Below are 8,374 nucleotides of genomic sequence, written 5' to 3'. Positions count from 1 at the left end.
AGCAATCGAGAATTCAGGCAGGCCAAAGCGCGACATCGCGAGCGAGACAGGCTTCCACAAGGATGCTCTGCTGCGTGTTATTCGCGGAACACGGTCTGTTACCGTCGATGAAGCCCTGCGATTGTTCGCAGCTGCTGGTGTCCCGGCGCGCGGAACATTGTTCCTGGCACTTGCTGGAAAGGAAGAGCTGGCAGCGAATTGGATGCATCAGGAGATGGGCGCGTTCTGGGATGAACTTGTTTCTTCTCTGCCAGCAACATTAAATGACGCGCTGCAAGACAAATTCAGCGAGGTGCGACCGCGATGGGCTGTTGGTACGTCCAAATTGGTTGCACGTTTGGTCTCAGAACATATTGATGACATTGCGAGCCGCGATCTTTCGCTGGCTTTAGGGCGTTGAACTGCAGCTATGGAAGAGCAATTTCTCAATCAAAACCTGGTTAAGGGAGTGCAAGTTCCCGCTCGCCCGGTACGCCTTATCAGGTTGCCCGACGTCATTGCCCGTGTCGGCATCAAGAGGTCGATGATCTACCGTCTCATGGGCGAAGGCCGATTTCCAAGGTCGCGGTCACTCGGACCCAAATGTGCAGTTTGGGTAGAAAGCGAAATTGACGATTGGGTCAAAGCGGTCGCCGACGCGCTGCTGTAAGCTTATCGAAGTGACCAAGATCTAACTGCTCGGCGTCAGCCGATGTTGGACCGCACGTTGGTGACTCTCCAGATACAAACGGGACTTAGCCGAGCACTCCAGATACAACATTTAGCTTAAGCTTTGGCCGCGTAATCAAATGAATTGCGCCGCCTCGAATGTTAGGATGGGCGAAATCCAAATGTGGGACGGAATGTGGGACGCCGTTACAAAATTGAAAAATAAATGGTTTTATTTCAATAATTTAAGGGATTAAAATGGTTCCCCGGTAAGGATTCGAACCTCAATAGACGGAGTCAGAGTCCGTAGTCTTACCGTTAGACGACCGGGGAGCAGAGGGCGGGCCTATATTCCTGTGCTGTGGAGCGGTCAAGTCGCTGAATCGGGACTTTCGCGAAGTGCTTGCAAAAATCTTGATATTTTAACCCGTTCGTCGTAGCGTCGCCGTCAGGTACCGGCGGGTCATCCGAACCGGATAAAATATAAGAAGAGAATCTCGGCCATGGGCGAAAATATCGCGCCATCGCCGCAAAAGGGACGCGGGCGTAAAAATAGAAAGTCGCCCCGTCGCAAAAAAGCGGCACCGATGGCTGCTAATGGGCAGCCGGCTTCGGCCAATGGCGCGGCGCGTGCCGTGCGGCAACCTGCATCAAACAACGCAACGTCAGGTGGTTCGGCTTCAAATTTTAGCGGTTCCGATGCCCGATCCGAAAATTCTTCTCGTGCACCCAAATCGGACTCATTCTCTTCGCGGCGCAATTGGTTTGAACGCACAGCGTATGCTGCACTTGATCTTGGGACCAACAACTGCCGGTTGTTGATAGCCAAAGCCGGCGGCGATGATTTTACCGTAGTTGATGCTTTTTCCCGCGTAGTCCGCTTGGGGGAGGGGTTAACGTCAACCGGGCGGATGAGCGATGAGGCTATGGATCGTGCGGTTGAAGCTCTATCTGTATGCGCCGAAAAGCTGAAGAAGCGGAACGTTGTGCTTGCCAGATCAGTCGCGACGGAGGCATGTCGTCAAGCGGTCAATGGCGCGCAATTTATAGAGCGGGTAAAACGCGAGACGGGTATCCATCTTGATATTATCAGCCCGAAGGAAGAGGCACGGCTGGCTGTGATGGGTTGCCATGCCCTGTTGGAAGAAGGTGACGGTCCTGCATTGATTTTCGACATTGGTGGCGGTTCGACCGAATTGGTACTGGTGTCGACCGATGGTGTCGTTCCGGAAATTGTCGATTGGGTGAGCGTGCCATGGGGTGTTGTGTCCTTGACCGAAAGCGAACGTCAGGATGCGGATGATACCGAGAGTCTTGCAGCCACCTATAAAGCGATGCGCGATAAGGTTTCGGCGAGTTTTGCTGAATTTGCCGCGCGACTTCCCAAAATAGATGGCGACCATCGTTTGTTAGGCACTTCAGGTACGGTTACGACTTTGGCCAGCGTGTATTTGAAACTGCCAAGCTATGATCGTCGCGCCGTTGACGGACTGCATCTGCCCACAGAAAAAATGCGCGAAATCAGCCGTGAGTTGGCCCGAAGGTCGGTTAAGGGTAGGGCTGAATTTCCTACCATTGGTCATGAGCGTGCGGACCTGGTGGTCGCAGGCTGCGCGATACTGGAATCCATTTTCGATATATGGCCAGGCGAACGACTGGGTGTTGCCGACAGAGGTATTCGTGAAGGCATACTGCGGGCGTTGATGGCAAGTGATGCCAATCGCCGGAATCGACGGAACTGAAGATGGCGGACAATCTTTTTGGCGGGAAAAATTCGGGACGCAGCCTTGCCGGGCGGCAAAAGGTAAAGACCGCCAAGCGTCGGTCGATGCAATCTACACGTTGGCTCGAACGGCAATTGAACGATCCCTACGTCCGCCGCGCCCATTCTGAAGGTTATCGCAGCCGCGCGGCCTATAAGCTTGTCGAACTTGACGAGAAATTTCATGTATTGCGCGGAAAAAAGTTAGTGCTTGATCTTGGCGTTGCGCCAGGCGGGTGGGCGCAGGTTGTCCGGCGACAAATTCCCAAGGCGGCGGTGGTGGGTATTGATCTATTACCCGTAGAACCGCTTGAGGGCGTTATCCTGTTCGAAATGGATTTCATGGACGATGCGGCTCCTGGCCGGTTGATTGAAGCGCTGTGCGGCGCACCCGATTTAATTTTGTCGGATATGGCCGCAAACACAGTAGGGCATAAGCAAACGGATCATTTGCGAACTATGGGGCTTGTCGAAGCGGCGGTGGATTTTGCCGTTCAAGTGTTGAAGCCCGGCGGAGATTTTGTTGCCAAGGTTTTTGCCGGTGGCACTGACCCTGCTTTACTATCCATATTGAAAAGCAACTTTACCACCGTCAAACATGCGAAACCTCCTGCCAGCCGCAAGGGTTCAGTGGAATGGTATGTCATAGCGCAAGGGAAAAAGGGATAGGGGCTTTACCCTGAGCTAAGCGCTCAACCTTGGTCACGCGCCTTTTTCACGGCGGCCTTTAGGGCTTCATAACCCAGAGCACCTTCCAAAATCTGGTTGCCGATTACAAAAGTCGGGGTTCCGTTAAAGCCAACCTGTTGCATGATCGACAAATTGCTTTCGATCTCTGTTTTGGCCTCTCGCGAAACCGCGAAGGCCTCTGCTTCAGAAAGGTTCAACCCGGCCTTTGATGCCGCGGTGCGTATGCTTTGCGCGCTGGGAGGCCCCGCAGCAAAAATAGCGTCATGAAATGCCTGATGTTTACCCTGCCGTGCGGCGGCAAGGGCCCATGCCGCGGCTTCACGGCTTGCGGGTGATAATATTGGTAGTTCGCGGTAAATAAGACGGATTTGGCGGTCTTCAGTCAACAGACGCTTCACGTCGGCAACGCTTGCGCGGCAAAATCCGCAGCTATAATCGGTGAATTCGACTATAGTGACGTCGCCTTTCGGATTGCCAGCCTCTGCACCGGGGAAGGGCGCGACGATTTCTTTTTGAACTGATGTCAGCCGTTTTGCCGTTTCGCGCTGCTGCAAAATTTCAACCGCTTCGGTGATGATTTCCGGGTTTTCCAAAATATAGGCACGCACCAGAGCTTCGGTTGCGTTGCGCTCTTCGTTCGACATGCCAGCCGCGGCAACCGCTACATCTGCTGAGCTTGACGCTTTTTGGGCGACTTCTTCACCTTGAAGATTCCCCGTTTCCGGCGCAGGTCGCCAAAAAAAATAGGCGCCGAGTAATGCGGATATGGCAAGAGCCAAGGCGACGATAAAAAGAGGCAGGCGGCTATTTTTGGCGATTACATTCATGGCTTTGCGCTTAAAAGTAAAAAGAGGGATATACCAGTAATTTAGGCTCCGGTCTTGGGATGCAATTCCTAGCGCCGCCGTTTGTTCAACCGGGCCAGTTGTGCTTCTGCCACCATGTTGATGTCTTGCGCCCTGATCCAGTCGGGCGAATATTCGGTCAGGCCGGCCATTGCGGTCTGGGCGTTGGGCAGGGCGAATTGCGGAGCACCCTCCATTAGATAGCGTTCGGCACTGGCGAGTGCGGCGCGGGCGGTGTCGCCTTTTTGGGCATAGACCACACCCAATTGGTACCATGCGAACGGGTTTTGGTTGTCTTTTGTGACGGCCGCTTTCAATACCGTTGCGGCTTCATCCAGATTTGCCTTGTCTTCTGTCGCAACAAGGGCGTGACCAAAAATCGCTGCAATGAGCGGTTGGTTGCCTGTAAGTTCGACTGCTTTGCGTAGAGGTAGAATCGCATCGACCGGCTTGCCTGATTCCAACAATATTTGGCCATGTAATTCCAGGAAATAAGGATCATCGGGTGCAGAGGTCACCAATGCGGAGGATTCTTCCAACGCTTTTTGAGGATAGGCCCCTTTATGCCAAGCATAAGCGCGCGCATAACGGGCTGGGATGCTCTTGTCCGTTTCGGGATAATCACGCATTGTATCATTGGGGTCGGCAAGAAAGCCTGTCAATTTTGCCTTGATGCGTTTGAAATCAGTTTCCCATTTCTGGTTCAACGGCTTTTCCCAGGCCGGATCGGCGGAATATGTGTCTTCCAAAACGGAAATGCGTTCTCCTGACAAAGGATGCGTGCGGCCGTAGCTGTCCTCTTGGGGGATGCCGAGGCGGAATTCATAATTCTGCAAGGTTTTGAAAAAGTTGATCGATCCTCTGCCGGTAATGCCTGCGGCCGCAAGATAGCGCGCACCTGACGCATCGGCCGTGCCTTCTTGCGCGCGGCTGAATGCTAGGAATTTACCCAATGCGGCTTGCTGTCCGGCGGCTAAAATGCCCATACCTGCTTCGCCTGCACCCGCGGCTATCGCGGCTGCTGCGAGTATGAGTGACGCGATACTCAGACCGCTGGCGGCGCTAACACCTTCCGAAAAGCGGATGACATGGCCGCCCTCGATATGGCCGAGTTCGTGGGCGATCACGCCTTGGACTTCGTTTGCGCTTTTTGCTGCGTCGATCAAGCCGCTGTGCAGATAAACAACCTGGCCGCCTGCGACAAATGCGTTAATCGAAGAATCATTTATCAAAACAATGTCGACATTGGCCGGATCTAGCCCTGCGGCGCGTATCAACGGTTCGGAAATTTCTTCGAAAAAGGCTTCGGTTTCTGCGTCCCGTAAAATGGATTGCGCCATAACGGGCTGCGTGGTCAGCGTCAGCGCAAGAACAAACGCAATAAACGCCCGAAGATGTTTCAAGGAAACGATAGCCATATCCCTAGTTGTGCCGTCAGCAAAGTGAACAGGCAATGAAGAAACGGCACCGATGCTAGCAAAGTGACCAAAAGAAAACCCCGCCAGTCGAAACGGGCGGGGTTTTATTAGCTTTTTGCAATTCAGCCGAAAGTACGCTGCCACCAGCCGGTGCGCGGCGGGCCGTCATTTTCAGCTGGTTGCTCATCTGTGGTTTCGGCTGCTTTTGCGGGAGCTTTCTTCCGGGTTGCCTTTGGCTTTGCGATTGGCGCTTCCTCGGCAACCGGAGCGGCAGGCACTGTTTCAGGCTCCTCGCTTACCGCTTTTGCCTTGCTGCGTCTTTTGGGCGCTGGCTTCTCGTCTGCGACGACGGTGGGGGCTTCAATACTTTCAACCACCGCGACGACTTCCGCCTTTGGCTTTGCCCGGCTCCGGCGTTTCGGCTTTTCCGGTGCAGATTCGTCGGCCACCGGAGCCAGTATGGCTGATTCCTCGGAAGTGGTTTCAATGCCGGATTCTGCGTCTACATCAGTTCCGTTGCTATCGGTATCCACACGACCACGTCCACGGCCGCCACGACGGCCACGACGGGCCTTAGGCTGTGTATCATCGGTTGGTGCCGTTTCCGTTTCCGCTTCTGTTTCGACAATATTGTCGCCGTTTTCAGCGTCTGGCTCGATTTGGCCATCCGCATTTTCCGGACGATCATCCCGCTCACGCGATTTGCCGCCTCTTCGGCCACGACGCCGTTTGCGCCGACGTCCTTCGCCACCTTCACTATCGTCACGCGGACGATCCTCACGGGCGCGTCGCGGTTCGTTTGCCTCTTCTTCTTCTTCGGCTTCGAAATCGTCGATTTCTTCTTCGAAATCATCTTCTTCAACGTCGATGATCGGGGGCAAGGCGAGCGGAGCCTCTGGGCGTGGGCCTGAGCTGCTCACGGCCAATTTGGCACCTTCGGTCTCACCATTAGGCACAATCAGCACGCGGACATGATAGCGTTCTTCGATATCTGCCAACTCGCCGCGCTTGTTGTTCAGGCAATAGATGGTGGCTTCCTGGCTGGCTTGCAGCACGATCTGGCTGCCATTGCCCTTCGCCGCTTCTTCTTCAATCAGGCGCAAGGCGGATAAAGCAGCCGACGATGCGGTGCGAACGAGGCCCGTTCCTTCACAATGCGGACATTGACGGGTTGAGGCTTCCAACACACCGGTACGCAGACGCTGGCGGCTCATTTCCATCAGGCCAAAACCTGAAATACGTCCGACCTGAATGCGGGCACGGTCGTGTTTGAGCGCTTCTTTCATGGCGCGCTCTACTTTGCGGGCGTTGCCATGATGCTCCATATCAATGAAGTCGATGACCACCAGACCGGCCATGTCACGTAAACGCAATTGCCTGGCGATCTCGCGTGCTGCTTCCAAATTGGTTGAAAGCGCGGTCGCTTCGATACCATGTTCTTTGGTCGAACGGCCTGAGTTGATGTCGATCGAAACCAAAGCTTCGGTCGGGTTGATGACGATATAGCCGCCCGATTTAAGCTGGACGATCGGTTGATACATCGCGTTCAGCTGATCTTCGACATGGTAACGCTGGAACAGCGGTACAGGGTCGGCATAATGCTGCACACGCTTGGCGTGGCTGGGCATCAGCAGTTTCATGAAATCCTTGGCGGCTTTATATCCTTCAGGACCTTCGACAAAAACTTCTTCAATGTCTTTATTATATATGTCGCGAATGGCGCGCTTGATCAGGTCGCTGTCGGTGTGGATCAGCATCGGCGCCGCGCCGCGCAATGTACGTTCGCGGATTTCATCCCACAACCGCGCGAGATAATCGAAGTCGCGCTTGATTTCAGGTTTGGTGCGGGCAAGTCCGGCGGTGCGGATGATGCAGCCCATGGTCGACGGCAAAGTGAGATCGGAAATAATCGATTTCAGACGCTTGCGGTCGGCGGCACTATGGATCTTGCGGCTGATGCCACCGCCATGCGACGTGTTGGGCATCAACACGCAATAACGGCCAGCGAGGCTGAGATAGGTGGTGAGCGCCGCACCTTTATTGCCACGCTCTTCCTTGACAACTTGCACCAGCAAAACCTGACGACGGTGAATGACGTCCTGAATCTTGTAACGGCGGCGCAGGTTCATGCGCTTGGCACGGACTTCATCGCTGGCTTTGGGCGCGCGGCCTTCACCACCATTGCGACCGCCACGGCCACGGCGACGACGGTTGTTGCGGGCGTTGGTTTCATCCCGGCCAGTTTCGTCGTTAGCTTCGTCACCATTCGCGCTAAGGTCAGGCTCTTCGCCTTCGCTCATGTCGATAGTGTCAACGCTGTCGTCGCTGTCGATTTCGATGAAGTCGGACACTTCGTCTTCGCGCTCTTCCGAACCTTGCATGATGTCGGAAGGCTCTTCGCTTTCTTCCTCTTCCTGTTCGCGAAGGGCGGCTTCTTCAGCAGCGGCTTCCGCTTCTTCGGCCAAGAGACGTTCGCGGTCTTCCCGGGGGATCTGGTAATAATCCGGATGGATTTCGGCAAAAGCAAGGAAGCCGTGGCGGTTGCCGCCATAGTCGACGAATGCCGCCTGAAGCGACGGTTCGACCCGGGTTACTTTTGCAAGATAGATGTTGCCTTTGAGCTGCTTGTGCTCGGCAGATTCGAAATCGAACTCCTCAATCCGGTTTCCTGTGACGACTGCGACCCGGGTTTCTTCCCGGTGACGCGCGTCGATTAGCATACGCGTGGTCATTGAAATTACTCCAGCAGGTGACCGTTTCGGTTGTCAGCCCTGGGCCGCCTGCTCTATTGTTGGTGCCAAGCCGCATCGGACGCAGTGCGTCGGCGTCGGCAGGGCGATATGGATGGTAAGTAAAAATTGCGTCTGCTGCTTGTGCATGGCGGGCGAATATCGCGCGCGCTTGATTTCCAGCCCATATGCCGTTCCCTAGAAGGGCGGCGGAGGCGGAAATTTCATGCTTCATGCAGCGTCAACCTGTTAAATGGGCGGTAAATTATCTGCGCCCGATCA

The 8,374-nt window shown here is 54.6% G+C and carries 7 protein-coding genes and 1 tRNA gene; 4 read left to right on the top strand and 4 right to left on the bottom strand.

Annotated features, from left to right (window positions below):
• Together ACEW72_RS01025 and ACEW72_RS01020 are read left to right on the top strand one after the other, a co-directional pair.
• A partial coding sequence (locus ACEW72_RS01025; protein ID WP_373474515.1) for a transcriptional regulator occupies positions 1-400 on the top strand: 400 nt, incomplete at its 5' end.
• A gap of 48 nt (positions 401-448) precedes the next feature.
• A complete protein-coding gene (locus ACEW72_RS01020; RefSeq protein ID WP_373474514.1) occupies positions 449-649 on the top strand; it encodes an AlpA family phage regulatory protein in 201 nt (66 codons plus the stop codon).
• 258 nt (positions 650-907) lie between these two features.
• On the opposite strand, the gene ACEW72_RS01015 is transcribed toward ACEW72_RS01020, so the two are convergent.
• A tRNA-Gln gene (locus ACEW72_RS01015) sits at positions 908-981 on the bottom strand.
• A gap of 170 nt (positions 982-1,151) precedes the next feature.
• On the opposite strand from ACEW72_RS01015, the gene ACEW72_RS01010 reads away from it, so the two are divergent.
• Together ACEW72_RS01010 and ACEW72_RS01005 are read left to right on the top strand one after the other, a co-directional pair.
• Positions 1,152-2,390, top strand: coding sequence for a Ppx/GppA phosphatase family protein (locus tag ACEW72_RS01010; RefSeq protein WP_373474513.1), 1,239 nt, complete (start codon positions 1,152-1,154; stop codon positions 2,388-2,390).
• A 2-nt stretch (positions 2,391-2,392) separates the two neighbouring features.
• Positions 2,393-3,079 carry an RlmE family RNA methyltransferase gene (locus ACEW72_RS01005; protein WP_373474512.1) on the top strand — a complete coding sequence of 229 codons (687 nt, stop codon included), beginning with the start codon at positions 2,393-2,395 and terminating at the stop codon, positions 3,077-3,079.
• 23 nt (positions 3,080-3,102) lie between these two features.
• Here ACEW72_RS01005 and ACEW72_RS01000 read toward each other — a convergent pair whose 3' ends face one another.
• The 3 genes from ACEW72_RS01000 to ACEW72_RS00990 all read right to left on the bottom strand — a co-directional run bounded on the left by ACEW72_RS01000 (position 3,103) and on the right by ACEW72_RS00990 (position 8,095).
• On the bottom strand, positions 3,103-3,927 hold the full coding sequence (locus tag ACEW72_RS01000; protein WP_373474511.1) for a DsbA family protein: 825 nt from the start codon (positions 3,925-3,927) through the stop codon (positions 3,103-3,105).
• A 68-nt stretch (positions 3,928-3,995) separates the two neighbouring features.
• Entirely contained in the window at positions 3,996-5,363 is a 1,368-nt protein-coding gene (locus ACEW72_RS00995; RefSeq protein WP_373474510.1) for a M48 family metalloprotease, read from the bottom strand.
• A 122-nt stretch (positions 5,364-5,485) separates the two neighbouring features.
• Positions 5,486-8,095: an Rne/Rng family ribonuclease gene (locus ACEW72_RS00990; RefSeq protein ID WP_373474509.1), complete on the bottom strand. Its 2,610-nt coding sequence runs from the start codon at positions 8,093-8,095 to the stop codon at positions 5,486-5,488.
• Positions 8,096-8,374: the final 279 nt, after the last annotated feature.

This window comes from Sphingorhabdus sp., from assembly GCF_041737645.1.
Lineage (GTDB): Bacteria > Pseudomonadota > Alphaproteobacteria > Sphingomonadales > Sphingomonadaceae > Sphingorhabdus_B.
This window is presented reverse-complemented; position numbering and strand designations above follow the sequence as displayed.

Coding starts and splice junctions, on each gene's coding strand:
- ACEW72_RS00995 (WP_373474510.1), bottom strand. CDS start 5,363: ATGGCTATCGTTTCCTTGAAACATCTTCGGGCGTTTATTGCGTTTGTT.
- ACEW72_RS00990 (WP_373474509.1), bottom strand. CDS start 8,095: ATGACCACGCGTATGCTAATCGACGCGCGTCACCGGGAAGAAACCCGG.
- ACEW72_RS01000 (WP_373474511.1), bottom strand. CDS start 3,927: ATGAATGTAATCGCCAAAAATAGCCGCCTGCCTCTTTTTATCGTCGCC.
- ACEW72_RS01005 (WP_373474512.1), top strand. CDS start 2,393: ATGGCGGACAATCTTTTTGGCGGGAAAAATTCGGGACGCAGCCTTGCC.
- ACEW72_RS01010 (WP_373474513.1), top strand. CDS start 1,152: ATGGGCGAAAATATCGCGCCATCGCCGCAAAAGGGACGCGGGCGTAAA.